Source organism: Streptomyces echinoruber (assembly GCF_014651135.1).
In the GTDB taxonomy this organism is placed as follows: Bacteria; Actinomycetota; Actinomycetes; order Streptomycetales; family Streptomycetaceae; genus Streptomyces; species Streptomyces echinoruber.
This window is the reverse complement of sequence record NZ_BMWH01000017.1, coordinates 103,245-130,196: the sequence shown is the minus strand read 5'-3', so window position 1 is coordinate 130,196 and position 26,952 is coordinate 103,245. Positions and strand designations below refer to the sequence as shown.

At 74.4% G+C, this 26,952-nt stretch carries 23 protein-coding genes; 12 read left to right on the top strand and 11 right to left on the bottom strand.

From position 1 onward, the window contains the following. Positions 1-45 precede the first annotated feature (45 nt). On the bottom strand, positions 46-711 hold the full coding sequence (locus IE225_RS20110) for a hypothetical protein (protein WP_190058952.1): 666 nt from the start codon (positions 709-711) through the stop codon (positions 46-48). Between the two features lie 194 nt (positions 712-905). After that, positions 906-2,114 carry a pyridoxal phosphate-dependent aminotransferase gene (locus IE225_RS20105; protein WP_190058951.1) on the bottom strand — a complete coding sequence of 403 codons (1,209 nt, stop codon included), beginning with the start codon at positions 2,112-2,114 and terminating at the stop codon, positions 906-908. Between the two features lie 87 nt (positions 2,115-2,201). On the opposite strand from IE225_RS20105, the gene IE225_RS20100 reads away from it, so the two are divergent. Further along, positions 2,202-2,855 carry a winged helix-turn-helix transcriptional regulator gene (locus IE225_RS20100; RefSeq protein ID WP_190058950.1) on the top strand — a complete coding sequence of 218 codons (654 nt, stop codon included), beginning with the start codon at positions 2,202-2,204 and terminating at the stop codon, positions 2,853-2,855. Between the two features lie 219 nt (positions 2,856-3,074). On the opposite strand, the gene IE225_RS20095 is transcribed toward IE225_RS20100, so the two are convergent. The 3 genes from IE225_RS20095 to IE225_RS20085 form a co-directional block, all read right to left on the bottom strand. Beyond that, the gene (locus IE225_RS20095; protein ID WP_190058949.1) at positions 3,075-3,887 is read right to left on the bottom strand and encodes a hypothetical protein; all 813 of its coding nucleotides are present in this window, start codon (positions 3,885-3,887) and stop codon (positions 3,075-3,077) included. Next, complete coding sequence (locus IE225_RS20090; RefSeq protein WP_190058948.1) at positions 3,887-5,176, bottom strand: VWA domain-containing protein; 1,290 nt, start codon at positions 5,174-5,176, stop codon at positions 3,887-3,889. Before IE225_RS20090 ends, IE225_RS20095 begins: the two co-directional genes overlap by 1 nt. A gap of 178 nt (positions 5,177-5,354) precedes the next feature. Further along, positions 5,355-7,043, bottom strand: coding sequence for an IucA/IucC family protein (locus IE225_RS20085; RefSeq protein ID WP_229879796.1), 1,689 nt, complete (start codon positions 7,041-7,043; stop codon positions 5,355-5,357). 245 nt (positions 7,044-7,288) lie between these two features. On the opposite strand from IE225_RS20085, the gene IE225_RS20080 reads away from it, so the two are divergent. After that, entirely contained in the window at positions 7,289-8,797 is a 1,509-nt protein-coding gene (locus IE225_RS20080) for an IucA/IucC family protein (RefSeq protein ID WP_190058993.1), read from the top strand. Between the two features lie 49 nt (positions 8,798-8,846). Here the strand turns inward: IE225_RS20080 and IE225_RS20075 are convergent, their stop codons facing one another. Both IE225_RS20075 and IE225_RS20070 read right to left on the bottom strand, forming a co-directional pair. Next, entirely contained in the window at positions 8,847-9,977 is a 1,131-nt protein-coding gene (locus IE225_RS20075; protein WP_190058992.1) for an endonuclease/exonuclease/phosphatase family protein, read from the bottom strand. A 23-nt stretch (positions 9,978-10,000) separates the two neighbouring features. Further along, on the bottom strand, positions 10,001-10,138 hold the full coding sequence (locus IE225_RS20070; protein WP_190058947.1) for a hypothetical protein: 138 nt from the start codon (positions 10,136-10,138) through the stop codon (positions 10,001-10,003). Positions 10,139-10,294: 156 nt separating this feature from the next. Between IE225_RS20070 and IE225_RS20065 the strand changes: the two genes are divergently transcribed. The 3 genes from IE225_RS20065 to IE225_RS20055 all read left to right on the top strand — a co-directional run bounded on the left by IE225_RS20065 (position 10,295) and on the right by IE225_RS20055 (position 13,457). After that, complete coding sequence (locus IE225_RS20065) at positions 10,295-10,990, top strand: response regulator transcription factor (protein WP_190058946.1); 696 nt, start codon at positions 10,295-10,297, stop codon at positions 10,988-10,990. Beyond that, on the top strand, positions 10,983-12,104 hold the full coding sequence (locus IE225_RS20060) for a sensor histidine kinase (protein WP_190058945.1): 1,122 nt from the start codon (positions 10,983-10,985) through the stop codon (positions 12,102-12,104). Before IE225_RS20065 ends, IE225_RS20060 begins: the two co-directional genes overlap by 8 nt. Before the next feature lie 429 nt (positions 12,105-12,533). Then, on the top strand, positions 12,534-13,457 hold the full coding sequence (locus IE225_RS20055) for a HipA family kinase (protein ID WP_190058944.1): 924 nt from the start codon (positions 12,534-12,536) through the stop codon (positions 13,455-13,457). 83 nt (positions 13,458-13,540) lie between these two features. Here IE225_RS20055 and aceB read toward each other — a convergent pair whose 3' ends face one another. After that, positions 13,541-15,166, bottom strand: coding sequence for a malate synthase A (gene aceB / locus IE225_RS20050; protein WP_190058943.1), 1,626 nt, complete (start codon positions 15,164-15,166; stop codon positions 13,541-13,543). Positions 15,167-15,417: 251 nt separating this feature from the next. Further along, the gene (locus IE225_RS20045) at positions 15,418-16,167 is read right to left on the bottom strand and encodes a nucleotidyltransferase family protein (protein ID WP_190058942.1); all 750 of its coding nucleotides are present in this window, start codon (positions 16,165-16,167) and stop codon (positions 15,418-15,420) included. A gap of 273 nt (positions 16,168-16,440) precedes the next feature. On the opposite strand from IE225_RS20045, the gene IE225_RS20040 reads away from it, so the two are divergent. After that, a complete protein-coding gene (locus tag IE225_RS20040; protein ID WP_190058941.1) occupies positions 16,441-16,779 on the top strand; it encodes a DUF5955 family protein in 339 nt (112 codons plus the stop codon). A gap of 196 nt (positions 16,780-16,975) precedes the next feature. Here IE225_RS20040 and IE225_RS20035 read toward each other — a convergent pair whose 3' ends face one another. Next, the gene (locus IE225_RS20035; RefSeq protein WP_190058940.1) at positions 16,976-17,776 is read right to left on the bottom strand and encodes an IclR family transcriptional regulator; all 801 of its coding nucleotides are present in this window, start codon (positions 17,774-17,776) and stop codon (positions 16,976-16,978) included. A 335-nt stretch (positions 17,777-18,111) separates the two neighbouring features. Here IE225_RS20035 and allB point away from each other — a divergent pair, with 335 nt between their 5' ends. The 3 genes from allB to IE225_RS20020 all read left to right on the top strand — a co-directional run bounded on the left by allB (position 18,112) and on the right by IE225_RS20020 (position 21,778). After that, a complete protein-coding gene (gene allB / locus IE225_RS20030; RefSeq protein ID WP_190058939.1) occupies positions 18,112-19,452 on the top strand; it encodes an allantoinase AllB in 1,341 nt (446 codons plus the stop codon). A gap of 142 nt (positions 19,453-19,594) precedes the next feature. Further along, entirely contained in the window at positions 19,595-20,749 is a 1,155-nt protein-coding gene (gene alc, locus IE225_RS20025; protein ID WP_190058938.1) for an allantoicase, read from the top strand. 210 nt (positions 20,750-20,959) lie between these two features. Continuing rightward, a complete protein-coding gene (locus IE225_RS20020; RefSeq protein WP_190058937.1) occupies positions 20,960-21,778 on the top strand; it encodes an AIM24 family protein in 819 nt (272 codons plus the stop codon). 252 nt (positions 21,779-22,030) lie between these two features. Here IE225_RS20020 and IE225_RS20015 read toward each other — a convergent pair whose 3' ends face one another. Further along, positions 22,031-22,996, bottom strand: a complete 966-nt coding sequence (locus IE225_RS20015) for an NADPH:quinone reductase (RefSeq protein WP_190058936.1) — start codon at positions 22,994-22,996, stop codon at positions 22,031-22,033. Positions 22,997-23,173: 177 nt separating this feature from the next. Here IE225_RS20015 and IE225_RS20010 point away from each other — a divergent pair, with 177 nt between their 5' ends. The 3 genes from IE225_RS20010 to IE225_RS20000 are packed head-to-tail and all read left to right on the top strand — an operon-like array spanning position 23,174 to position 26,574. Then, positions 23,174-23,722 (top strand): SRPBCC family protein, encoded by a 549-nt coding sequence (locus IE225_RS20010; protein ID WP_190058935.1) that lies wholly within the window; start codon positions 23,174-23,176, stop codon positions 23,720-23,722. A gap of 40 nt (positions 23,723-23,762) precedes the next feature. Then, positions 23,763-25,334 carry a class I adenylate-forming enzyme family protein gene (locus IE225_RS20005; RefSeq protein ID WP_190058934.1) on the top strand — a complete coding sequence of 524 codons (1,572 nt, stop codon included), beginning with the start codon at positions 23,763-23,765 and terminating at the stop codon, positions 25,332-25,334. A 4-nt stretch (positions 25,335-25,338) separates the two neighbouring features. After that, entirely contained in the window at positions 25,339-26,574 is a 1,236-nt protein-coding gene (locus IE225_RS20000) for an FAD-dependent oxidoreductase (protein ID WP_190058933.1), read from the top strand. The last annotated feature ends 378 nt before the right edge of the window (positions 26,575-26,952 follow it).

Here is a 26,952-nt window from a genome sequence, read left to right as displayed (position 1 = left end):
TCGCGTGCTCGCACCGGCCCTTGCGATCCGATCTTGGCATGTACCTCACACCCGGCGGGGCGAAGCGAGCAGATAGCGCCTGCGCGTCCGCGGCTCCGTGTGCTCCCCGGTCTGCCATCCCGCCCGCTCCAGTGTGGCCGCGAACTCCCGCAGCGCCTCCGCGTCCGGCCCGTACACGGCGACCGCCTCCGGCTGCGGGGTCGCCCGCACCCGGTAGCCGTCGTCCTGCGCCGCCTCCCGGCCCGCCGGCTGCGCCCGGCCCGGCGGCGCCCCGGTCGCCGGCCGGTGCCCGGCCGCCTCCAGCGCGAGCGCCGCGGCCTGCACCAGATGCGTCCGCTCCCAGCCGCAGGGCCGGTCCACGGCCCCGTCCGCGTTCGTCATCCGCCGCAGCTCCAGCAGCCCCTGCCAGGCGCTGTGCACCTCGCGGGCCCGGCGCGGGGAGTCGTCGGCCCGTTCCTCGCCGCCGACCCGCGCCGCGAACACCCCGGCGGGCGAGGAGGCCGGGGGCCGCGGGGGCTCCTCGGGCGCCGCCTCCCGTATCCGGTGCCCGGCCGGCGTCAGGAAGTGGTCGTGCGGCGGCCGCGGATGCCGGAAGGCCAGCCCCCGCTTCACCAGCGCCGCGAGCTGCGCCTCGGTCCCCTTCAGCCGTCCCGTCACGGGATCGGCGGCGTCGATCACCCGCCGCAGCGCGGCGGTCGGCGGTCGCGTCACGGCGTGGCCCCTCTCTCGCACCCGGTCACCGGCACCCTCGCTCCGAAGGCTACGCCGGGGCTCCGACAGTCCCCGGGCGGGAGCACGGCGCGGGCAGGAGCACGGCGCGGGCAGGAGCACGCCGCACGCGGGAGCATGCCGCACGCGGGAGCACGCCGCACGCGGCCGGAGGAGCCGACCGCTGCCGCCGGTAGCTACTGCCGGTAGCCGCTCAGGAACCGTCCGATCCGGCTGATCGCCGCGTCCAGGACGTCGGCGTGCGGGAGGGTGAGGATGCGGAAGTGGTCGGGGGCGGGCCAGTTGAAGCCGGTGCCCTGCACCACCTGGATCTTCTCGCGCAGCAGCAGGTCCAGGACGAACTTTTCGTCGTCGTGGATCCTGTGGACCTTGGGGTCGAGGCGCGGGAAGGCGTACAGGGCGCCCTTGGGCTTGACGCAGGTCACGCCGGGGATCTCGTTGAGCTTCCGCCAGGCGACGTCGCGCTGTTCGTGCAGGCGGCCGCCGGGCGCGGTCAGGTCGCGGATGGACTGGCGGCCGCCGAGCGCGGCCTGGATGGCGTACTGGGCGGGCGCGTTGGCGCACAGGCGCATGGAGGCCAGCATGGTCAGGCCCTCCAGGTAGTCCTTCGCGTGCTGCTTGGGACCGGTGACCACCAGCCAGCCGGAGCGGAAGCCCGCCACCCGGTACGTCTTCGACAGGCCGCAGAAGGTCAGCACCACCAGGTCGGGGGCGAGCGCGGCGGTGGAGTGGTGCGCGGCGTCGTCGTAGAGGATCTGGTCGTAGATCTCGTCGGCGAAGACCATCAGGCCGTGCCGGCGGGCGAGGTCGAGGATGCCCTCCAGGACCTCCTTCGGATAGACCGCGCCAGTGGGGTTGTTCGGGTTGATGATCACCACCGCCTTGGTGCGGTCGGTGATCTTCGACGCCAGGTCGTCCAGGTCCGGGTTCCAGTCCGCCTGCTCGTCGCACAGGTAGTGGACCGCCTTGCCGCCCGCGAGCGTCGTCACCGCCGTCCAGAGGGGGAAGTCCGGTGCGGGGATGAGGATTTCGTCGCCGTCCTCCACCAGGGCCTGTACGGCCATGGAGACCAGCTCCGAGACGCCGTTGCCCAGGTACACGTCGTCGACGTCGACGTCCAGGCCGAGGGTCTGGTAGCGCTGGGCGACCGCGCGGCGGGCGGGGAGGATGCCGCGCGAGTCCGTGTAGCCGTGGGCCTGCGGCAGCATGCGGATCATGTCCTGGAGGATCTCCTCCGGCGCCTCGAAGCCGAACAGCGCCGGGTTGCCGGTGTTCAGGCGCAGCACGCTGTGCCCGGCCTCCTCCAGCGCGTTGGCGTGCTCGATCACCGGGCCGCGGATCTCGTAACAGACCTCGCTGAGCTTGCTCGACTGCCGGAATTCCATGCGCCGCTTCCCCTCCGGTGAGTGGTGTTGCTTGGTTTTACCAAGTACGAGCTTGGAAAGTCCAACAACGTGTCTAGACTGCGTCGCATGTCACCCCGCACTCGCCGCAGCTACGACCAGTACTGCTCCGCCGCCCGGGCGCTCGACCTCGTCGGCGACCGCTGGACCCTGCTGATCGTCCGCGAACTCCTCGCCGGCCCCCGCCGCTACACCGACCTGCACGCCGACCTGCCCGGTGTCAGCACGGACGTCCTCGCCTCGCGGCTGCGGGACATGGAGCGCGACGGACTGACCACACGGCGCCGGCTGCCTCCGCCGGGCGCCGCCTACGTCTACGAACTCACCCCGCGAGGAAGGGAGTTGCTGCCGGTGCTGCAGGCCCTCGGCGCCTGGGGCGGACCCGAGCTGGGGGAGCGGCGGCCCACCGACGCGGTGCGTGCCCACTGGTTCGCGCTGCCGCTGCTGCGCGCCCTGCGGGCGGCGGCACAGGAGGACGGACTGGTCGAAGTACGGCTGGAGGAGGGCGACTTCCACCTGTACGTCGGCGACGGGGCGGGCCCCGACGGCGCCGTCTACGGCGACGGGCCCGCGCCCGCCGAACCCGACGTCCGGCTCGCCCTCGACGCCGGCACCTGCGCCGCCGTCAGCCGCGGCGACCTCGGCCTGGCAGAAGCGGTGCGGGACGGGCGGATCCGGGTGACCGGCGAGGGACCGCTCGCCAAGGCGCTGCTGAGGGCGTAGGGCGGTGCGGGCGGTGCCGGTGGCGTGCGGGCGGTGTCGGTGATGTGCGGGTGCTGCCGGGCGCGGGCAGGCATCGCCGGCCGGTGGGCAGGTGCCGCGGCACGGCGGGCAGGTACCGCCGGATACAGGCAGGTGCCGTCGGCGTGGCGGGCAGGTGCCGCGGGGACACAGGCGAAAGGCCCGCCGATCGGCGGGCCTCCACCCTGAAATGACGGAGCGTCAGGCGCCCGGCGGCACCCGCGACGGCCGTCCCGACCCCCGCGTCAGCGCGTACCCGCCGACACCCGCGAGCGCGGCCAGCACACCGCCCACCGCGGTCCACACCCACCGGTCGGACCACCAGCCGGAGGACCAGCCGCCGTCCGGTTCGACCGCGGACAGGACGGCCGAGGACGCCGACGCGTCCTTCTCGTCCGTGCCGTCCGTCCGCGAGGAGGCCGCGATGCCCGGCACCAGGGGCCGCGCCAGCGAGCCGTCCACCGCCGCCGCGCCGCCGATGTCCTTGGCGTCGACGCGCACCTCGGCGTCGACGGGCAGGCCGAGGTCGGCGTCGGTCAGACCGACGGCGGTCAGGCGGATGTAGTACGTGCCCGGCAGCGGGTCGTTGGCCCACGGCTCCGACCAGGCGCGCACGGTGCGCAGGACGCACGCCAGGTCGACGGAGGCCGCACCGGCCGCCGCGGTGCGGGTCTGGGCGCCGTACTGGCAGGCCTGGCGGCGCCGCAGCCCGTCGTACACGTCGATCTGCCAGGTCTGGGCCGCGTGCGACCGCGGCAGCCGCACCGTCGCGTGCACGGTGGGGCGCTGCCCGGCGTCGGCCGGGAACGACCAGTACATGTAGTCGCCGGTGGCGCCGCTCGCCGTGGCCCGCTGCCCCTGCTCGATCTCCGTGGCGGTGCGGAAGGAGGTGCCCGCCAGGGTGGGGGCCGAGCCGCTCTGCGACGGGCTCGGGGAGGGCGAGTCAGCGGCCGCGGGCCCGGCGGCCAGGCCGAGCGCGAGCGCCGCCGCGCCCAGTATGTGTGCGATACGCATCAGTTGGTCCTCCACACCGCGATCCGCCAGCGCGACAGCCAGCCCCACAGCACGCCGGCCAGGAAGCCGGCCACCACCAGCACGCCCAGCAGCCACCAGCCGCGGCCGAGGCCGAAGGCGGCCACGTCGTGCGCCGGGTCGGGGCCGGAGACGACGTCGACCGTCAGCTCCAGGGGCAGGCCGGGCGTGGTCTTCACGCCGGGGGCCGCGGAGAACGAGTGGGTGACCTGCAGGCACACCGTCTCCGTCGCGGCCTGGGCGTCGTCCCCGTCGTTCTCGTCGTCCCCGTCGCGCTCGGGCTTCGGGTAGCGCAGCCCGGTGGAGACGGCGTCCGTGCGGCCGGTGCCCGCCGCCTCGCCGCGTACGATCTCCCGGCCGTGCAGCGTGACCGCGCGCAGCAGCAGGCCGTAGCCGGGGTTCACGGCGCGGTCGGCGGCGACGCTCGCGGAGGCGCGCAGCTCCTGGCCGGGCCGCACGTCGACGCGGTACCAGCGCTGCTGCCCGAAGGCGACGCGGTCGGTGTACAGGCCGGACTTCAGCACCGGCGCCTGCGCGCACGTGCCGGCGCCCTCGGTGGCCACGGGGGTCACCACCGGGTCGGCGGTGCGGTCGACCAACTGGCCGACCCGGTCGGAGAGTTCGTCCTTGTGCCGGACGGAGGTGTAGGTGCCGCCGGTGGCGTCCGCGATGCAGCTGAGCTGGTCGCGGGTCTTGGCGTCCGGCACCAGGCCGAGGGTGTCGATGGTCAGGCCGATGCCCTTGGCCGCGATCTCGCGCGCGACCTCGCACGGGTCGAGGGGCTGACAGGTGTCCTCGCCGTCGCTGATCAGCACGATGCGGCGGGTGCCGCTGCCGCCGCCGAGGTCGTCGGCCGCCTTCAGCAGGGCGGGGCCGATCGGAGTCCAGCCGGTGGGCGTGAGGGTCGCCACCGCCGTCTTGGCCTCGGTGCGGTCCAGCGGGCCGACCGGGTAGAGCCGCTGGGTGTCCTTGCAGCCCTCCTGCCGGTCGTTGCCGCGGTAGGTGGCGCCCAGGGTGCGGATGCCGAGCTCGACCTCCTTCGGGGTGGCGTCGAGCACCTCGTTGAACGCCTGCTTGGCCGCGGCCATCCGCGAGCCGCCGTCGATGTCGCGGGTGCGCATGGATCCGCTGACGTCCAGGACGAGTTCGACCTTCGGGGCCGCCTCGCCGTCGGTCTCGCCGGCGACCGCCGGGGCGGGTACGGCGATCCCGGCCGCGAGCGCGGCGAGGAGGGCGCAGACTCCTGCCGCCAGCCGTTGTCTTGTGATCATCGGCGGATCTTATTGATCTCACCGGCCCGGCTTCAAAACGGCAACCGCGAGCCGGCCATGACACCCGGCCGGGAGCGTGCCGCGACGGCGGGCGGGAGCGTGCCGCGGACGCTCGGCCGGGGGCCTGCCGCGGGCATTCGGCCGGAGACCCGCTGTGACGGCGGGCGGCGGGAGCCCGTCACCCCGCCCCGGACAGCGGGTTGGGCAGCAGCGCCCACAAGTCCCCCTGCCTGTCCGGCGACAGCCGCATCAGCGTGAGCGCCTTCGCCGGCAGCGGCTCCGCACACAGCGCCGCCAGGTCCGGGCCGCGCGGCAGGTCCCGTACGGCCGCCGCCAGTGCCGCCCGCAGCCGCGGCCCCGACCCCGCCACACCGGCCAGCGCGCCCGCGACCAGCGACCCGAACAGCTTGCGCCGCAGCGCCGTGACGTCGTCCGTGACCAGCCGACCCGTGATCGGCGGCGCCGGGATGCCGTGCCGGGCCAGGCGGGCCGGGCTGATGCGGATGTCGGCGAGGTCGCGGTAGACCAGCCGCAGCGGGGCGCCCGACGCGGACAGCACCACCAGCAGGTTCTGCCCGTGCGCCTCCAGGGCCACCCCCAGCTCCAGCAGCCGCAGCCCGACACCCAGCGCGAGCCGGGCGAGGTCCGCCAGCCAGGCGGGGGAGGCGGGCAAGGAGGTCGTGGCCAGGGCGGCGACCGGCAGCACGTGCTCCCCGGGGCCGGCGTGGACCTGCGGGGACTCGCGCAGCACGGCCGCCAGGTCGGGGGAGTGGGCGGTGGCCGCGCCCAGGGTGCGGGTGACGTGCAGCAGCCCGTCCAGCCGGTCCACCAGGTGCTCCGCGAACGCCGACAGGGCCGCGGACACCGTCACCGAGTACACCGAGATGTCCCGCACCGACGACGTCAGCCGCGCGCTGAGCGCCGTCTTCACATGCGGTCCGCCGGGCACCGCGAGGGTGCGCAGCGACATCAGCGGATGGGCGGGGATCCCGCCGGCCCGCTCCTCGTACGGCGGCGGCTCCCCGTCGTACGGCCGTGCGCGGTACGGCTGTTCCTCGCCCCGCGGCCGTGCGCAGGCGTCGTCGTACGGCCGTGCCCCGCCGCGGGGGCCGTGCGGCTGCTTCAGTACGTGCTCCGCCTGCCACGGGTGCACCGGCAGCAGGATCCGCCGCCCGTCCCGCAGCTCCGCCGGCCACGCGCCGGTCACCAGGCAGATCTCCTCGGGGACGGCGAACGGCCGCAGGGTCACCACGGGCCGGTGCTCCGGCGCGTAGGCGAGCTGCTCGGCCGCCGAGAAGCCGGGCCGGGAGCGGCAGCCGGGGTGGAAGGGGTGGCCGTCGACCACCCGCTGCTCCGCCTCCCAGCCGTTGTCCCGCCCGGTCCGCCACCCGTCCGCCGGCCGCTCCTTCGGGGCATGCGGCGGGGGAACCGGCTGACCGGCCCGGGACAGGGCCAGGGAGGCGGCGCTGTGCCCGAGTTCCGCGGCGAAGGCGTCCGCGTACGGCACGGCGAGGTCCGCCATCAGGCGGGCCGGATCGCCGTGGGGCACGCCCTCCAGGTGGACGACGGGGGCGTACGGCCCCGTCGCGTACGGGTCGGCGGCGGGGCCGTGCAGCCGCCGCCCGTCGCGCAGCCGCAACAGGAGGCCGTCGCGGGTCCGTTCGCGGCCGGTGATCCACGGCAGCGGCTCGTGCGCCAGCGCCCGCCACAGGCGGGTCAGCACGGCCGCCCGCGCGCCGGGCAGCTCGGCCGCGTACCGCGCGAGCAGATCCGGGCGGACGGCGGCCAGCTCCTCGGCGAGCCCGGCCTCGGCGCCGGCTCCGGCGGCTCCGGCGGGCAGGGCGGGAAGGGCAGGAACGCGGTGCACGATCGGGCTCCTCGGGTACGGATGGGGCGTGACGACAACAGGTGCGACGAGACGGATACGGGTGCGAGACGGATACGGACATACTGATTACTGATCACCGACCGCCGATCACTGACCACCGATCATTGATCATTGATCACCGACCGCCGATCACTGACCGCTGACCGCGCGCACCGCGGTGGCGCGGTCACCCCAGGGAGGCAACCCCCAGGGACGTGGACGAACGAAGGGAACGCGTGTCTTTCATGCTCCCCGGCGACGGCGTCGCCGAACGCGCCGACGCCTACGCGACCGCGCCCCTGCTCGCCTGCCTGCTGCGGGAGGTGGCCGAGCCGCTCGGGCACACCGGCGGGCGCCGCACCTACCGGCTGCCCGGCAGCGACCGGCTGCTGCGGGTGCGCGACGGCCGGCGGCCCGCCGAGCCGGAGGTGTACGGGGCCGGCCGCTGGCGGCGCCTCGACCACACGGAGCTGGTCAAGCTCACCGCCGACGAACTGCGCCGGCACACCGGCGTCGGCAACGACGAGCTGCCCGCCGAGATGATCGACAGCCGGGACGCCGTGGCCGCCCTGCTTGCCGCCCGCCGGCACGCCGTCCCGCCCGACGACCCCTACCTGCGCTCCGAGCAGTCCCTGCTCACCGGCCACCCCTGCCACCCGGCGCCCAAGGCGCGCGGCGGCGGACCGGTCGCGAGCTGGCTGCCGTACGCGCCGGAGGCGCACGCCCGCTTCCCGCTGGCGCTGCTCGGGGTGCGCAAGGACGCGGTCGCCGAGGAGGGCGACACCTCGGCGCTGGACGCGCTCGGCCAGGCCCCGCCCGGCTACCGGCTGCTGCCCGCCCACCCCTGGCAGCTCGACCTCGCCGCCGACGCCCTCGCGCCCGCCTTCGCCGACGGCCGCCTGGTCCGGCTCGGCACCACCGGCGTCACCGCGTGGCCCACGGCCGCGGTGCGCACGCTGTACGTCCCCGAGCGGGACCTGTTCGTCAAGTTCAGCCTGGACGTGCGCATCACCAACGACGTCCGCCGCCTGTGGCGCCGCGACCTGACGCGGCTGCGCCGCACCGACGGCGCCGCGCGGGCCGCGTTCGCCGCCCTGGACGGGCCCGCGGCCTGGCTGAGCGACCGCGGCTACCGCACCGCCCGGTTCGCCTTCGAGGAGCTCGCCGTGCTGGTCCGCGACGGCTTCGGCGGCCACCTCGTGCCCGGTGCGACGCCGCTGCTCGCCGCCGGCCTCGTGGAGGGCTTCGACGGCAGCCCGCTCGACGGCCCCATCGACCCGGACGACTGGTGGGAGGCGTACCTGCGGCACGTCGTCCCGCCCGTGCTGCACGCCTTCGCCCGCCACGGCGTCGTCGTCGAGGCGCACCTGCAGAACTGCCTGGTCGCCGTCGACGCCGCCGGGCTGCCGGTGCAGGCGCTGTTCCGGGACGCGGAGGGCGTCAAGCTGCTGCCGGAGGTGCCGCGCGCCGCCGGGTGGGAGCGGCTGGTGTACTGCCTGGTCGTCAACCACCTCAGCGAGGTCGCCGCCCTGCTCGCCGAACGCCACCCCGGCACCGACCCGTGGCCCGCCGTCCGCCGCGAACTGGCCCGGCACGGCATCCCGGAGGCCACCGCCCTCCTCACCGCCCCCGCCGTGCCCGGCAAGACCAACCTGCTGCTGCGCTGGACACGCGCGGACGGCGCGGCCGCGCGGTACCGGCGGATGCCGAACCCGCTGCTCACCGGGGACTCGCCGGCCACCGGGAAACCCTGACCGGCACGCGGGCGGGCTCGGGCTGCCGTACCCGGCCCGCGCGCGGTGTTCACCAGCGGATCCTGGCCGCCACCGGCAGGTGGTCACTGCCCGTGGCCGGCAGCGTCCACGAGCTCTCCGGTTTCACGCCGCGGACCAGGATCTGGTCGATCCGCACCACCGGGAACTTCGCCGGCCAGCTGAAGCCGAAGCCGTCCCCGGCCGCGTCCTGGGCCGAGCGCAGCCGCGAGGTGATGCCGGCGAACGCGCGGTCGTCCAGGGTGCCGTTCAGGTCGCCGAGCAGCACCACCCGCTCGTTCCGCTCGGCGGCGACGGCCTCGCCGAGCGCCTGCGCGCCCCTGTCCCGCGAGTCCGTCCAAAAGCCCGTCCTGGGAGTCACCCGCGCGGACCCCAGGTGGGCCACATACACCGCCAGCGGCCCCCGGTCCGTGGCCACCGTGGTGCGCAGCGCGCGGTTGTAGGTCATCTTGACCGCGGCCGGCTTGGTGTCCGCCAGCGGCCCGTAGTCCATCTTGACGTCGACCGGCCGGGTGTCCGACAGCGGCAGCTTGCTCCACAGCCCGACCGTGCCCAGCACCGTGTGGTACGGGTACGCCTTCGCCAGCTCCTTCTCGTACGTGCCCCTGGCCTGCCGGGTCAGCTCCTCCAGCGCCAGCACGTCCGCACCGGAGGCGATCAGGTCGCGGGCGGTGCCGGCCGGGTCGGGGTTGCCGGCGCCGACGTTGTGGCTGACCACGGTGAGGTCGCCGCCCGGGTGGGACTTGTCGCCGAGCAGCCCGCCGAAGAGGTGCAGCCACACCGCGACCGGCAGCAGCAGCGCGGCCACCGCGGAGGCGGAACGGCGCCACAGCGCCCCGGCCAGCAGCACCGGGACGAACAGGCCGAACCACGGCAGGAAGGTCTCCACCAGACTGCCGAGATTCCCGACCCGGTTCGGGATCTTCGCGTGCAGCAGCATGAGCAGGCCCAGCAGCAGTGCCGGCGCCGCGAGCACCGGGCCGCGCTTCCACGGCCCCGGTCGGGAGCCGATGCGGATCGCCCGCCGGATGCCCGCCCGCAGGACGCCCGCCCACCGGATGCCCGCCCACCGGATGCCCGCGCGCCGGGTGCCGGAGCCGGTGTCCGGGTGGCCGGCGCCGCCCTGGCCCTGCCCGGTCTCCGCCGTGTCCACCCGCGTCATCGTCCGTCCTCGCTCGCTGCCGGTCACCGCTGCATCCTCGGGTCCTGGGCGGGGGAGGACGGTGGGGCCGAGCAGGCCGAGGAGGCCGGGCAGGCCGAGGAGGCCGATGAATTCGGCACCTGGTAGCCGAAGGCCGCGGTGATCACCGCTGCGACGACCATCAGACCGGGGGCAAGGGGCCGGCGAACCCGGCGGGACGTTGTTCGTGCTGAGGGTGGGGTTCGAAGCATGCCGCCAGTGAAGGCGGCGCGGTGTTGCCGGCACGTATGCGGTTTTCGATACGCCGGCGATATGCGCCGGCTCGTAGCATCGGCGGTATGCGCGTGCTGATCGTCGAGGACGAACCTTATCTGGCGGAAGCCGTCCGCGACGGCCTGCGCCTGGAAGCGATCGCGGCCGACATCGCCGGTGACGGCGACACCGCTGTGGAGCTGCTGAGCATCAACACCTACGACATCGCCGTCCTCGACCGGGACATTCCCGGACCGTCCGGTGACGAGATCGCCCGGCGCATCGTCGCCTCCGGCAGCGGCATGCCGATCCTCATGCTCACCGCGGCCGACCGGCTCGACGACAAGGCCTCCGGGTTCGCGCTCGGCGCCGACGACTACCTCACGAAACCCTTCGAACTCCGGGAACTCGCGCTCAGGCTCAGAGCACTCGACCGCAGACGTGCCCACCACAGGCCGCCCGTGCGGGAGATCGCGGGTCTGCGGCTGGACCCGTTCCGCCGCGAGGTCTACCGGAACGGCCGCTACGTGGCGTTGACCAGGAAGCAGTTCGCCGTGCTCGACGTCCTCGTCGCCGCCGAAGGCGGTGTCGTCAGCGCCGAAGAACTTCTGGAACGCGCGTGGGACGCGAACGCCGACCCGTTCACCAACGCCGTGCGCATCACCGTCTCGGCACTGCGCAAGCGCCTCGGCGAACCCTGGATCATCGCCACCGTGCCGGGCGTCGGCTACCGCATCGACACGGGAGCAGGCGCCGGAGGGAAGGGAGGTGAGCATGGATAGAGCACCCGGGTTGAGCGTTCGCCTCAAACTCACCCTCAGCTACGCCGGATTCCTGATGCCGGCCGGCATCCTGCTGCTCGCGGCGGTGTGGGTGTTCCTCCTGCGTTACGTCCCCGACCGTGCGCTCATCGTCTCCGCCGACACCCCCCTGCACGGTGTTTTTCCCATCCGGTCCAACCTCCTGCGCGTTTTCGCTCCGAGAGCAGCCGCGGTGCTGGCGTTCCTGCTGGTGTTCGGCCTCGGGGGAGGGTGGATCCTCGCCGGCCGCATGCTCGCCCCCCTGACCCGCATCACGGACGCCACACGCAGGGCCACGAGCGGGTCGCTTTCCCACCGGATCCGGCTACCGGGCCGCAAGGACGAGTTCCGCGAACTCGCCGACGCCTTCGACGCGATGCTCGCACGGCTCGAAGCACACGTCGCCGAACAGCGGAGATTCGCGGCCAACGCCTCTCACGAGTTGCGCACCCCGCTGGCGATCTCGAAGGCGCTCCTCGACGTGGCCCGCACCGATCCGCACCACGACGCCGGTGAGGTCATCGACCGCCTCCACGCCGTCAACACCCGGGCGATCCACCTCACCGAAGCACTGCTCCTGCTCAGCCGCGCCGAGCAAAGGTCCTTCACCCGGGAACCCGTCGACCTGTCCCTGCTCGTGGAAGAGGCCACCGAAACGCTCCTCCCCCTCGCGGAAAAGCACGGCGTCACCCTCGAGACCTCCGGCGACATCACCCCCACGATCGGATCGCAGGCGCTCCTGCTGCAGCTGACCACGAACCTCGTGCACAACGCGATCGTCCACAACCTGCCCGAACAGGGCACCGTGTGGGTCAACACCGGCGTCCGCCCCAAGACCGTGGTGCTCACTGTCGAGAACACCGGCGAGAAGCTCACTCCGGAACTGGTCTCGACACTCACCGAGCCCTTCCGGCGCGGCACCGAGCGCCTGCACACCGACCACGCGGGCGTCGGCCTCGGCCTGGCCATCGTCAAGACCATCACCCGCGCACACGACGGCACCCTCACCCTCACCCCGCGCTCCGCCGGCGGACTCCTCGTCACCGTGGAACTGCCCGTGGAACCCCCCACGACAACCCCGCACACCGACGGGTGACGCATCAGGGAACCGATGCGCCGCCCCTACGGTGAGCAGGCGGTCGGTGAGTCTCTTCCACCCGGTGTTCACGCAGATCAGAAGGGTGCGGACGGCACGGACGACAAGGACGGCTGCCCCGTGCTACGGCATATCCGCGCCTCGATCATGCCGGAGACGGGAGAGTCCGTCGTGGCCTCGGCGCGGTGCCTCGGGCACTCCCCGTCGGCAGTCACCTTCGGTTACCATGCTCACTTCGTGCCGGAGGCCGGAGGCCGGAAGCGAGGGGCGCACCGCCGTCGACGGACTGCCCGGAAGGCAGGGGGGACCCGCATGCCAGGCGAAACTCCCCGGATTCTCCCCGGGGCTGATGCCGGGCGGTTCCCGCTCCTTCGCACCTCCGAAGCCGGGCGCGGGTTCTGAGGCCAGAGAGGCGAACGGCATGGGGAAATGCTGAGAGAGGTCACCGCGACCCGCTACATCGCGCCGCTGAGGTCCGGCGGCTCCGTGCCCGGCGTGGTCGAGGCGGACGACCTGGGCACGTACGTGGTGAAGTTCACCGGTTCCGCGCAGGGGCGCAAGGCGCTGGTCGCCGAGGTGATCGTGGGCGAGCTGGCCCGCGCGCTGGGCCTGCGCGTCCCCGAGCTGGTGCTCACCCGCTTCGACCCGGCCCTGGGCGCGCACGAGCCGCACCAGGAGGTACGCGACCTGCTGAACGCCAGCGCGGGCGTGAACCTGGGCATGGATTACCTGCCGGGCGCCCGCGACTTCACCCCCGAGGTCGCCCGCGCCTTCCGCGTGGACCCGGTGGAGGCCGGCCGCGTCGTATGGCTGGACGCCCTCACGGTCAACGTGGACCGCACCGTCCACAGCTCCAACCTGATGGTCTGGCCGACGCTCGGCGTCGCGCCCCCGCGCCTGTGGCTCATCGACCACGGCGCGGCCCTCCTCTTCCACCACCGCTGGGACACCTCGGCCCCGGAGAAGACCTACGACTTCCGGCACCACGCCCTCGGCCCCTGCGGCCCGGACGTCCGCGCCGCCGACGCCGCCCTCGCGCCCCGCGTCACCGAACGGCTGCTGCGCGAGGTCACCGCCGCCGTCCCCGACCGGTGGCTGGCCGGCGAGCCCGGCTTCGCCACGCCCGACGACGTGCGCGAGGCCTACGTCCGCTACCTCCACGCGCGGGCGCGGGCCTCGTCCGCCTGGCTGCCCACCGACTTCCCCAGCCGCCGGGAACTCGACGCCGAGAACGCCCGGCGCGCCGCACGCACTCGGCAGGGCCGCCCGGACTGGCTCAAGCAGGTCCCCGACCTGCACGGCAAGCCGGCGGCGGAACAGGACTGGTCGGTGCACCTGGAACGACGGCGGTGACCCCACCGGCCCGGGGCGCTCACCCCGGGCCGGTGGGGGCATCCCGGGCCCGGGGGGTCACCCCGGGCCGGTGAGGGGCCCGCTCAGCCCTCGAGCCGCTCGTAGGCCGGCAGCGTGAGGAAGTCGGTGTACTCCTCGTCGAGGGCGACCGTGAGGAACAGGTCGTGCGCCTGCCGCCAGCGGCCGGCCGCGAAGGCATCCTCGCCCAGTTCGGCGCGCAGGTGCGCGAGGTCGTCGGCGGCGACCCTGCGGGCGAGGTCCGCGGTGACCCGCTCGCCGTTGTCGAGGACGACGCCGGCGTTGATCCACTGCCAGACCTGGGAGCGGGAGATCTCGGCGGTGGCCGCGTCCTCCATGAGGTGGAAGATGGCGACGGCGCCCAGGCCGCGCAGCCAGGCCTCGATGTAGCGGATGCCGACCTGGACGGCGTTGACCAGGCCCGCGTACGTCGGCTTGGCGTCGAGGGAGCCGACGGCGAGCAGGTCGGCGGCCTCGACCTCGACGTCCTCGCGCAGGCGGTCCTTCTGGTGCGGGCGGTCGCCGAGGACCTTGTCGAAGGACTCCATGGCGATCGGGACCAGGTCGGGGTGGGCCACCCAGGAGCCGTCGAAGCCGTCGCCCGCCTCCCGGTCCTTGTCGGCGCGGACCTTCTCGAAGGCGACCCTGTTGACCTCGGGGTCCCTGCGGGAGGGGATGAACGCCGCCATGCCGCCGATCGCGTGCGCGCCGCGCCGGTGGCAGGTGCGGACGAGGAGTTCGGTGTAGGCCCGCATGAACGGGGCGGTCATCGTGACCGCGTTGCGGTCCGGCAGCACGAACTCCGGTCCCGCGTCACGGAAGTTCTTGATGATCGAGAACAGGTAGTCCCAGCGGCCGGCGTTCAACCCCGAGGCGTGGTCGCGCAGTTCGTAGAGGATCTCCTCCATCTCGAACGCGGCCGTGATCGTCTCGATGAGGACGGTCGCGCGGACGGTGCCCTGCGGGATGCCGAGGTGGTCCTGGGCGAAGACGAACACGTCGTTCCAGAGGCGGGCCTCCAGGTGCGACTCCAGCTTCGGCAGGTAGAAGTACGGGCCCATGCCGAGGTCGAGCAGGCGCCGGGCGTTGTGGAAGAAGTACAGGCCGAAGTCGACGAGGGCGCCGGGGATCCGGCGGCCGTCGGCGTCGCGGAGGTGACGCTCGTCCAGGTGCCAGCCGCGCGGACGCACGACGACCGTCGCCAGCTCCTCGGCGGGGCGCAGCGCGTACGACTTGCCGGAGGCGGGGTCCGTGAAGTCGATGTTCCGGGTGTAGGCGTCGATCAGATTGAGCTGGCCGAGGACCACGTTGTGCCAGGTGGGGGAGGAGGCGTCCTCGAAGTCCGCCAGCCACACCCGCGCGCCCGAATTGAGCGCGTTGATCGTCATCTTGCGGTCGGTGGGGCCGGTGATCTCCACCCGGCGGTCCTGCAGCGCGGGCGGGCAGGGCGCGACCCGCCAGGAGTCGTCGGCGCGGATCGCGGCCGTCTCCGGCAGGAAGTCGAGGGTGGCGGTGCGGGCGATCTCGGCGCGCCGCTCGGCACGGCGGGCGAGGAGCTCGTCGCGGCGCGGTGTGAACCGCCGGTGCAGCTCGGCCACGAAGGCGAGCGCCGCGTCGGTGAGGACCTCCTCCTGCCGCGGCAGGGGCTCGGCGTCGACGACGACCGGCGGGGACGGCGCTGATGCGGACATCGGCTGTCACTCCCTTGGACGGGCTTCTGGAAAACGGATGCTAATTTCCTCATGGTGGAAGTTCAATGGTTTGTTGACGCCGGGAGGCTCTGAGCCGCGGCAGGTTCTGGAGCCGCGGCAGGCTCTGGAACCGAGGCGTCCGCGGTTCCTCCTGCCGGGCGCCGCGGCCCTTCCGTCGGGGCGTTCCATCCCTTCCGCCGGGGCGCTCCGGCCTTTCCGTCGAGGCGGTATGGCCCCTCCCGCGGCGGCCCTCACCGCAGGTGCGTCAGGTCGGCTTCCGTGTCGATGTCGTACGGCTGCGCCACGTCCGCGCACTCCACCCACCGGATCGCCGCCTCGTGCGCCTTCAGGTAGGCCCGGGCCCCCCGGTCGCCCGTCGCGGTCGCCGCGACGCCCGACCAGTGGGCGGCGCCGAGCAGGACCGGGTGCCCACGCACTCCGCCGTAGGACGCCATGGCGAGCGACTCCGGTGACGCGTACGCGGCCCGGATCCGGGTTACCGCCTCCGGTCCGATGCCGGGCTGGTCGACCAGCAGCACCAGCGCCGCCCGCGCGCCCGTCCCGGCCAGCGAGGCGAGCCCGGCGCGCAGGGAGGAGCCCATGCCCTGCGCCCACTCCGGGTTGTCCACCACCGTGCAGCCGCTCAGGTCCGCCCGCTCCCGTACGACACCGGCCCGCGCCCCCAGCACCACGTGCACGCGCGCGCAGCCGCCCGCCCGCAGCACCCGCACCGCGTGCTCCACGAGCGGCCGGCCCCGGTGGGTGAGCAGCGCCTTGGGCCGCCCGCCGAGCCGCCGCCCCCCGCCGGCGGCCAGCAGCAGCCCGGCGACCTGCCCTTCCTCACGGTCCGACCGGGGCACGGGGCCGGAGTCCGTCCGTGGGGCGGGGTCGGAGTCCGTCCGCGCGGGGTCGTGGTTCGTCCGGGGCGCGGGGTCGTGGTTCGTCCGGGGCGCGGGGCCGGGGGCCGGGGGTGCCGTGGGGCCACGCTTCGTCTGCGTCATGGCTCCTGCATACCGGACGGCCGCGCCCGCCGCCGCCCCGCCGGGCGGGCGGGCAGACAGGCGGGCGGCCGGACAGGCGGGTGGACGGACGGGACGACAGGCGGCCGGGGCGCGTGTCCGGGTCACGGGTGGGGCCGGGGCGCCGAATTTCGCCCCGTACGGTGGCGCGGGCGCACTCGGTGGCGTTTACTGGCCCGCGTCCCCGGCGCACGGGAGGCGCAGGGGGCGCTCGCGAACGGAGAAGCCGCGCACGACGGCGTGCGAGGGGGAGCTGTGGTGCGAAGCTTGGGGCAGAGACCGGTGGCCGGCAGCGGCGAGGACCCGAGAGTGACGGAACTGCGCGTCGCCGTGTCCCGGTTGCGCCGCCAACTGGCCGCGTATCCGGCCGAGTTACCCGACCGGCCCATCGCGGAGGAGGAACTCGCCGCGCTCGCCGCGATGACCGTGGGAGGCGTCCCGGAGACCGACCGGCTGCACCGGTCCCTGCTCCTCCTCGCCGGCGCGATCGGCTCCGTCAGCGCGCTCGCACAGGGACTGACGCGGGTGCGGGCGGCGGTGGAGCTGTTCGGGGAGCGGCGGCGGGGGGCGATGGACGGGGGCGCGAGCGGGTGACGCGCGGGCGGCCCGGTGGGCGGGGCTCGCGGTGGGCGGGGCTTGCGGACGGCCGGTGGGCGGGAGCCGTGGGCGGGTCCGGTGGGTGGGAGCAGCCGGTGCGTGGTCGGTCGTCGGCTCGTTGGTCTGTAGATCCGTCGGTCTGCCGGTCTGCCGGTCCGTCGACCGGAGCGGTCCGTCCCGTCTCCCGCGGGACTCAGCCCGCCGGGCCGGATGAGCTCGCCAGTGTCTCCGACAGTTCCCGCGCGACCTCCAGCAGCACCGGCACGATCCGCGCCGTCGCCGCCTCGGTGACCCGTCCCGCGGGCCCGGAGATGGAGAGGGCGGCCGGGGTGGGGGAGCCGGGCACCGGCACCGCGAGGCAGCGGACCCCTATCTCCTGCTCGTTGTCGTCGACGGCGTACCCGAGCCGGCGCACGTCCTCCAGGGCCGCGAGGAAGCCCTCCGGCGTGGTGATGGTCTTCTCGGTCGCGGCGGGCATGCCGGTGCGGGCGAGCAGGGCGCGCACCTCCTCGTCCGGGAAGGCCGCCAGCAGCGCCTTGCCGACGCCCGTGGAGTGGGGCAGGACCCGCCGGCCCACCTCCGTGAACATGCGCATGGAGTGCTTGGACGGCACCTGCGCCACGTACACGGCCTCGTCGCCGTCCAGCAGCGCCATGTTCGCCGTCTCGCCGGTCTCCTCCACCAGGCGGGCCAGGTGCGGCCGGGCCCAGGCGCCCAGCAGGCGAGAGGCGGACTCGCCGAGGCGGATCAGGCGCGGGCCGAGCGCGTAGCGGCGGTTGGGCTGCTGGCGTACGTAGCCGCAGGCCACCAGGGTGCGCATCAGGCGGTGGATGGTGGGCAGCGGCAGCCCGCTGCTCGCCGACAGCTCGCTCAGGCCGACCTCGCCGCCCGCGTCCGCCATGCGCTCCAGCAGGCCGAAGGCGCGCTCCAGGGACTGGACCCCGCCGGCTGCGGGCCGGGCGGAGCCGGTGGTGCGGGCGCTGGAGGTCGGCACGGGGCGTTCCTTTCGGACGGGCGGGGAGGGCAAGCGTATCCGGCGGTCGACCGGCTCCCCGGGCGCGCGGACCGGCCGGTGCGGCCCGGTCGCCGTGGACCGGTCGGTGCGGACCGGCCGCGCGGACCTTGCTTCTGCTGAGCGGAATCCTAATTCCGCTTCATGGAAGCGTCCAGGCCGGATTCGTCGGGATACCTACAGCAGTGTGCCCTTGACGGTGGCATGGGGGGAGTGGAGACTCCGCTCAACAGAACGTTGAAGGAACCGAAGAACCGAAGAATCGAAGAACCGAGGAAACCTCGGAAACCGAGGAAACGTGGCGAGGGGAGCTCCGGGTGCCCGACGCTGAACTGGTGCTGCGTTCGACGCGCGTCATCACCCCGGAGGGGACGCGCGCCGCCTCCGTCGCGGTCACCGGCGGCACCATCACCGCACTCCTGCCGTACGACGCCGACGTACCGCCCGGCGCCCGCCTGGAGGACGTCGGCGACCACGTCGTACTGCCCGGCCTGGTCGACACCCACGTGCACGTCAACGACCCCGGCCGCACCGAATGGGAGGGCTTTCGGACCGCCACGCGCGCCGCGGCGGCCGGCGGCGTCACGACCCTCGTCGACATGCCGCTGAACTCCCTGCCGCCCACCACCACCGTCGACAACCTGCGCGTCAAGCGGAAGACCGCCGCCGGCCGGGTGCACGTCGACGTCGGCTTCTGGGGCGGCGCCCTCCCGGACAACACGGCCGACCTGCGGCCGCTGCACGAGGCCGGCGTCTTCGGGTTCAAGGCGTTCCTGTCGCCGTCCGGGGTGGAGGAGTTCCCGCACCTCGACCAGGACGCCCTGGCCCGCTCCATGGCCGAGACCGCCTCCTTCGACGGGCTGCTCGTCGTGCACGCCGAGGACCCGCACCACCTCGCCGCCGCCCCGCAGCGCGGCGGCCCCCGGTACGCCGACTTCCTCGCCTCCCGCCCGCGCGGCGCCGAGGACTCGGCCGTCGCGCACCTGATCGACCGGGCGAGACGCCTCCACGCGCGCGTGCACGTGCTGCACCTGTCCTCGAGCGACGCGCTGCCGCTGATCGCCGCCGCCCGCGCCGAGGGCGTCCGGCTCACCGTGGAGACCTGCCCGCACTACCTGACCCTCACCGCGGAGGAGGTGCCGGACGGCGCCGGCGAGTTCAAGTGCTGCCCGCCGATCCGCGAGGCCGCCAACCGGGACCTGCTGTGGCAGGCGCTCGCCGACGGCACGATCGACTGCGTCGTCACCGACCACTCGCCCTCCACCCCCGACCTGAAGACCGGCGACTTCGCCACCGCCTGGGGCGGCATCTCCGGCCTCCAGCTCGGCCTCGCGGCCGTGTGGACCGAGGCCCGGCGGCGCGGCCACACCCTGGAGGACGTCGCGCGCTGGATGTCCGCGCGGACGGCGGCCCTCGTCGGCCTCGACGGCCGCAAGGGCGCCATAGCGCCCGGCCGCGACGCCGACTTCGCCGTCCTCGCGCCCGACGAGACCTTCACCGTGGACCCGGCCGCCCTGCAGCACCGCAACCCCGTCACCGCCTACGCCGGCCGCACCCTCAGCGGCGTGGTCAGATCCACCTGGCTGCGCGGCGAACGCGTCTACGCCGACGGCGAGTTCACCGAGCCGAAGGGACGACTGCTCACCCGGCCCGCGTGACCTGTGCCCGCATGATCCGGGCTCGCGTGACCCGTGCGCGCGTGCGGCACGGCGGTCCCACCGGGCGCGCGCACCGCCCTCCCGCCGCACCGGGACACCGCCCCGCACGCTCCGGCCGACCGGAAAGGAACCCCTGATCACCGTGACGGAGATTCCCCGCTTCACCGGCGCCGCGCACCCCTACCGCGGCGGTGACCCGTACGCGGACTACCGCACCGCCGACTTCCCCTTCACCCATCACGCCGACCTCGCCGACCGCCGGCTGGGCGCCGCCGTCGTCGCCGCCAACGACGAGTTCTTCGCCGAGCGCGAGAACCTGCTCGTGCCCGGACCCGCCGTGTTCGAACCGGAGCGCTTCGGCCACAAGGGCAAGGTCATGGACGGCTGGGAGACCCGGCGCCGCCGCGGCACGGGCGCCGGGCACCCCTGGCCCGCCCCCGAGGACCACGACTGGGCGCTGATCCGCCTCGGCGCGCCCGGCGTCGTGCGCGGCATCGTCGTCGACACCGCGCACTTCCGCGGCAACCACCCGCAGGCGGTGTCAATCCGGGCCGCCTCGGTGCCGGGCACCCCCTCGCCGTGGGACCTGCTCGGCGACGGCGTGGAGTGGACGACGCTCGTCCCGCGCACCGAGGTCGGCGGCCACGCCGCCAACGGCTTCGAGGTCGCCGTCGAGCGGCGCTTCACCCACCTGCGCCTCAACCAGCACCCCGACGGGGGCGTCGCGCGCCTGCGCGTGTACGGCGAGGTCGCCCCCGACCCGGCCTGGCTGGCCGCGCTGGGCACCTTCGACGTCGTGGCCCTGGAGAACGGCGGGTGCGTCGAGGACGCCTCCGACCTCTTCTACTCGCCCGCCGTCCACACCATCCGGCCCGGCCGCTCCCACAGGATGGACGACGGCTGGGAGACCCGGCGCCGCCGCGACACCGGCCACGACTGGATCCGCTACCGCCTGGCCGCCCAGTCCGAGATCCGCGCCCTGGAGATCGACACCGCCTGCCTCAAGGGCAACGCCGCCGGCTGGGCCTCGGTCTCCGTGCGGGACGCAGAGGAAGAGGATGCGGAGGGCGAGGAGGGCGCGGAGAGCGAGGGGGGCGGGTGGCGCGAGATCCTGCCCCGCACCCGCCTCCAGCCCGACACCGGCCACCGCTTCGTCCTCGACACGCCCGCCGTCGGCACGCACGCGCGCGTGGACGTCTTCCCCGACGGGGGCATCTCCCGGCTGCGCCTGTTCGGCTCGCTCACGAAGGCGGGCGCGGCAGCACTGGCGGCCCGCCACCGGGAGCTGGGCGGGTGACACGGGAGGCGGGGGGTCGGCGTGAGGGCCGGGCGGGTGACGGCGGAGGGGTGGCCGACGCCCCGGTGCGCGTGGTGCGCATGGTGCATCTGGTGCGTGCGGTGCGCGTGCCGACCGTACGGCTCCGGCGCACCCCACCCGCAGCCTCCGCCCGTCCGTGGCCTCCGCCCGCCGGCGGAACCCGCCGGTCCACTCCCGCGTTCATCCGGTGTGACCCTTCAGCAAGAGATCGTCGGCAACGCCATGCAGATGGCGGTCGTCACCCTGCAGCCGGGCCAGACCGTGTACTGCGAGGCCGGAAAGTTCCTGTTCAAGACGTCGAACGTGACGATGGAGACCCGCCTGTCGACGCCGTCGAACGGAGACGGGCAGCAGGCCCGGGACGGGTCGGGCGGCGGCATGGGCGGCTTCCTGCGGCAGGCCATGGGGACGGCCATGCAGGTCGGGCAGCGGGTACTGGCGGGCGAGTCGCCGGCGTTCCAGTACTTCACCGCCCAGGGCGGCCAGGGCACCGTCGGCTTCGCGGGCGTCCTGCCCGGCGAGATGCGCGCCCTGGAACTGGACGGCACACGCGCGTGGTTCGCGGAGAAGGATGCCTTCGTCGCCGCCGAGTCCACCGTCGACTTCGGCATCGCCTTCGTCGGCGGCCGCACCGGCACGAGCGGCGGTGAGGGCTTCGTCCTGGAGAAGTTCACCGGGCACGGCACGGTGATCATCGCGGGCGCCGGCAACTTCATCGACCTCGATCCGGCCGACTTCGGCGGCCGGATCGAGGTCGACACCGGCTGCGTCGTCGCCTTCGAGGAGGGCATCCGGTACGGCGTCCAGCGCATCGGCGGCCTCAACCGCCAGGGCCTGATGAACGCCGTCTTCGGCGGCGAGGGCCTGTCCCTGGCCACCCTGGAGGGCAGCGGCCGCGTCATCCTGCAGTCCCTCACCCTGGAGAGCCTCGCCAACGCCCTGAGGAAGGCCCAGGGCGGCGACAAGCAGGGCCCGACCGGCGGACTGTTCTCCACCCACGTCGGCTGAGCCGCCGCCTCCCGGCGGGGACGGCGACGCGCCCCGTCCCCCTTGGCTGCTGAGTCCTCCCCGGCTCCTGGGTCCTCCCCGGCTCCCGGACCCCGGCTCCCGGACCACTGGCGTGTTCGCGCCCGCCCCGCCCGGGCGGACGCGGACCACCGCACGCAGGCACACCGCACGCAGGCACACCGCACGCGGACACGCCGCACGCGGATCCGCCGCACGCGGCCCCGCCACGCACCTGCCGGACCCGGCCGGGGGTCAGGGCCGCAGCACCACCCGGCGCCCGCGCAGCTCGCCGCGCTCCATCCGCCGGTGGACCTCCGCCGCCTCGCTCAGCGGCACCTGCTCCAGCGCCCGCGGACGCAGCGCGCCCGCCGCCAGCGCCTCGTTGATCGTCCCGGCCGCCTCGGCGAGTTCCGCGACCGTGGCGTGCGAGAGGGCGAACCCCCGCAGCGAGCCGTCCTTCATGTACAGCGGGCCCACCGGCAGCACCGGCTCGTCCCTGGCGCCCGCCAGCAGCACGATCCGGCCGCGGTGGGCGAGCAGGCCGACGGCGGACCTGAGGTCGTTGCGGCCGGAGGTGTCGACGTGGACGTCGACGCCGGACGGCGCGGACCGGGCCAGCCGCTCGGCGAGGTCCGGGGCGCGGTAGTCCACCACCTCCGCGGCGCCCAGGGACCGCACGTGGTCGTGGTCGCGCGGGGACGCCGTGGCCAGCACCCGGGCGCCGGCCCGTGCGGCGAGCACCACCAGCGCACCGCCCACGTTGCCGCCCGCCCCGGCCACCAGCACGGTCTCGCCCGCGCGCAGCCCGCCGTGGGTGAACAGGGCCAGATACGCGGTGGCGGCCGGGTGGACCACGGCCACCGCCTCCTCTGCGGCCACCCCCGGCGGCAGCCGGTAGAGCCGGTCGGCCGGCACCGCGGCCAGCTCGGCGGCGGCGCCCTGCCGCCCCGCGTGGCCGAGGCTGTTGCACCACACCGTCTCGCCCGCGGCGAAACCCGCGCCGGCGGTGACGACCGTGCCCACCAGGTCGCGGCCGATCACGAACGGAAAGGGCAACGGCGTGCGGAACAGGCCCGAGCGGACGAAGGTGTCCACCGGATTGACCGTGGTGGCCAGCACCCTCACCAGCACCTCACCGGGGCCGGGCTCGGGATCGGGCAGCCGCCCGAAGCGGATCGCGTCGGCCGGGCCGAGCCGTTCGACGTAAGCGGCACGCATGGGCACGCATTCTTCCAGCCGGCGCGGGCCGTGGTCGCGGCCCGCGCCGGTGCTGTGTCAGGTCGCCGGCGGAACACCGCGGGGACTTGACGTTCTCTCACCGGTCGCCTTTTCCCCGCCCTCGACCGCGGCGCAGCATTCCCGGCATCGGCGGACCACCATCGGGAGTGACCAGACGTGAGCGAACACACCACCGAAAAGCCCCTGTTCCGTGTCGCGGCCGACGTGCACATCGCCGCCACCCCCGCCCAGGTCTACGCGGTCGTCAGCGACCTCACCCGCAGCGGCGAATGGAGCGAGGAATGCGTCGGCGGGGAATGGGTGGCGGGCGAACCCGGCACCGTCGGCGCCGTGTTCCGCGGCGACAACCACCGCGCGGAGGACGTCGTCGCCTGGGCGCCGGTCGTCCGCGGCTCCTGGAGCACCCGCTCCGAGATCGTCGCCGCCGAGCCCGGAGTCACCTTCTCCTGGGCCGTCCAGGACTCCGCCGGCCGGACCCAGGACAGCGTCTGGACCTTCGACATCCGGGCCGAGGGCAGCGGCAGCCGCCTGGTGCACCACTTCCGGATGGGCCGGGCCACGGAGGGAATCCGCGGCATCACCGCACAGATGACCGCGCAGGAGAAGCAGAGGTTCTTCGCCGACTGGGGCGCCAAGCTGGAAAAGGATCTGGCGGCCACGGTCGAGCGCATCAGGAACGTCGTCGAAGGCGATTTCCGGGGCTGAATTCCCGCGCCTTGGAACCTGTTCAGGGAAGGGCGAGCACGTGCTGCTGCAACGCATTGGAAACCGGGGAATCCGGCTCGGGACGCTCTTCGAGCGAGCGGCCGCCCGGCACCCGGCGAACGTACTGATCCTCGACCACGACCTCGACATCGCCCCGCACCTGGGCCGCCGCGCCACGGTCGCCGAGGTCGCCGACCTCGTCGACGACTTCGCCTCCCGGCTGTGGGCGGCCCGGGTCAGGCCGGGCGACCGGGTGGTGGTGTACAAGTCCGACGGATTCGACATCACCCTGCTGGCCTGCGCCGCGGCCCGCATCGGCGCCGTACCGGTGCTGCTGTCGCCGAAGCTGGACGGCGCCACCGTCAAGGAACTGCTGCGCCGCACCGACCGGCCCTGCCTCGTCACCGACCAGGCCAAACTGGAGCAGGAACTGCCCGCCTCCGCCGCCGGGCTCGCCTCCCCGGTGCTGCTGGTCTCCGGCAGCCACCCCTCCGGCACCCCGCTGGCCGAGTTCGCCGGTGTCGAGCGGGTCGCCCCGGTCACCATGCCGCCGGAGCACCCGACGCTCATCACGCACACCTCCGGCACCACCGGCATCCCCAAGCTCGCGGTGCACACCGGCCGCACCCTGCAGGCCCGCTACCGGCCCCAGGCGGCCGCCGTCAACCCGGTGGTCCCGCGCCGGGAGACGATCGCGATCCACGTGTCCTTCGTGCACTCCCGGCTGTTCACGGCGCTGGCGATCGCGCTGCTGCGCGGCTTCCCCATGGTGGTGCTCGCCGACTCCGACCCGGCGCACGTCGCGGACGTCTTCGCCGCGCTCAGGCCGGGCGTCATCGAGGCGCACCCCAACTCCTTCATGAAGTGGGAGGCGCTGGCGGAGGACCCGCGCCGCCCGCTGTCCAACGTCAAGCTCTACAGCAGCACCTTCGACGCCCTCCACCCGCGCACCGTGCGGCGGCTGCTGGCCGCCACCGGCCGCCGGGCCCCCGTCTTCGGGCAGCTGTACGGGCAGAGCGAGATCGGCCCGGCCGTGGTCCGCTCCTTCAGCAGGCGGCGCCCGCCCGACGCCGACGGCCGCTGCGTGGGCATGCCCTTCCCCGGCATGACCGACGTCCGCGTGGTCAGCCGCGACGGGCGGCCGCCGTCCGCGGACAACCCCGGCTTCATCGAGGTGCGCAGCGACGGGCGGATCGTCACCTACCTCGGCGAGCAGGAGCGCTACGACAAGCAGCTCTCTGAGGGCGGCTGGTGGCGCATGGGCGACGTCGGCTACCGCACCAAGTGGGGCTGCCTGCACCTGCTGGACCGCGAGGTCGACGTCATCGAGGGCTTCGGCTCCACGCTCGCCGCCGAGGACAAGCTCTTCGCGCGGCTGGAGGAACTGGCCGAGGTCATCATCATCCCCGGCCCCGACGGCACCGCCGTACCCGTGGTGTGCACCAAGGACGACGTGCCGCTGGACCGGCGGGCCTGGCGGGCCGCCGTCGCGGACCTGCCGCCGATGGCCGACCCCGTGCAGTGGCGGCTGGCCGACCTGCCGCAGACCGCCACCACCAAGATCAAGCGCCTGGAACTCGCGCGCGTCCTCACCGCGCGGCAGGGCGGTTGACGCGATGATCAGGGCAGTCATCACCGGCGGTGGCATCGGCGGTCTCGCCGCCGCCCTCAGCCTGGCCCGCCGCGGCCACCGCGTCCTGGTCCTGGAACGCGCCCCCGAGTTCGCCGAGATCGGCGCCGGCATCCAGCTGGCACCCAACGGCCTGCACGCCCTGGACCGGCTCGGCGTCGGCGACGAGGCGCGCGCCGTGGCCGTGCGCATGGACGAACTGCGCTTCATGGACGGGGTGACCGGCGAGCACGTCACCAGCCTGCCGCTCACCGAGACCTACCGGCGCCGCTTCGGCAACCCCTACGTCGTCGTGCACCGCGCCGAGCTGCACTCCCTGCTGCTGCGCGCCTGCCGCGCCCACGACGCCGTCGCACTGCGCGGCGGCAGCACCGTCCAGGGCTACGAGCGCGACGCCGCCGGCGCCACCGCCGTCCTCGCCTCCGGCGAGCGGATCACCGGCGATGCGCTGATCGGCGCCGACGGCATGCACTCCGCGGTGCGCCGGCAGCTCGTCGGGGACGGCGCACCGCGGGTCTCCGGCATCACCGTCCACCGCGCCGTCATCCCGATGGACCGGGTGCCGCGCGCCCTGCGCCGGGACACCTCCGTGGTGTGGTGGACCGGTCCCGGCTGCCACTTCGTGCACTACCCCATCGCCGGCGGCAGGTACCTCAACCTCGCGGGCAGCCGGCACGACGGAGGCACCGAGGCGTTCTCCGGGGTGCCCGCCGACAACGACCACGTGCGGCGGCAGTTCACCGCGCTCGGGCCGGACGTGCAGCGGCTGGTGGAACTCGGCGACGGCTGGCGCTCCTGGATGCTGGTGGACCGCGACCCGGTCGCCGGCTGGACCGACGGCCGCGTCACCCTCCTCGGCGACGCCGCCCACCCCATGATCCACTATGCGGCCCAGGGCGCCTGCCAGGCCCTGGAGGACGCCGTGCACCTCGGCGACCTGCTCCAGGACGCCTGCGCCGACGACGTGGCCCAGCGCCTGGAGAAGTACAACGCCGACCGGCGCGAGCGCACCGCCGCGATCCAGCTCGCCGCCCGCGAGAGCGTCCGGCTCTGGCACCCCGCGGGCGCCGAGGCCCGCGCCCGCAACGCGATGCTCCGCGCGCTCACCGCGGACGACCTGCACGACCACGTCGCCTGGATGCACGGCGCCCGCGACTTCGGCGCGACCACGCCGCCCCCGCCCTACCTCCCGACCCCCTGGCAGAACGGAGTCCGGCCTTGAGCACGCGCCTCCGGCGCGACGGCCGGCCAACGGGCCCGATCGGGGTGCACGCGACCGCCTTCGACGGGAAAGAGCGCGACCTCGACTAAGCCGGGCGGGTGGGCCCCGTTCCCCTCGACGTCGACGACGAGGAGGGGAACGGGGCCAGTCGGCATGTTTTCGGCATATTTCACGGGCGGGGGTTCCTCCCGGGGCCTGCCGGCCGATTTCCGCGCGGCCGTGCCGCCGCGGTCGGTGAGGGCGGCCGCGCAGAGGCCCGCCTGCCTTCGCGGGCGGACGTCGCACAGCTCCCGGATGCCGTGACGGCCGTTGCGGCCCGCCGCTTTGTGGGCGTGGGCGACCGCGTAGGAGGTCGTGCGGAACAGTGGCCCGAAGGGC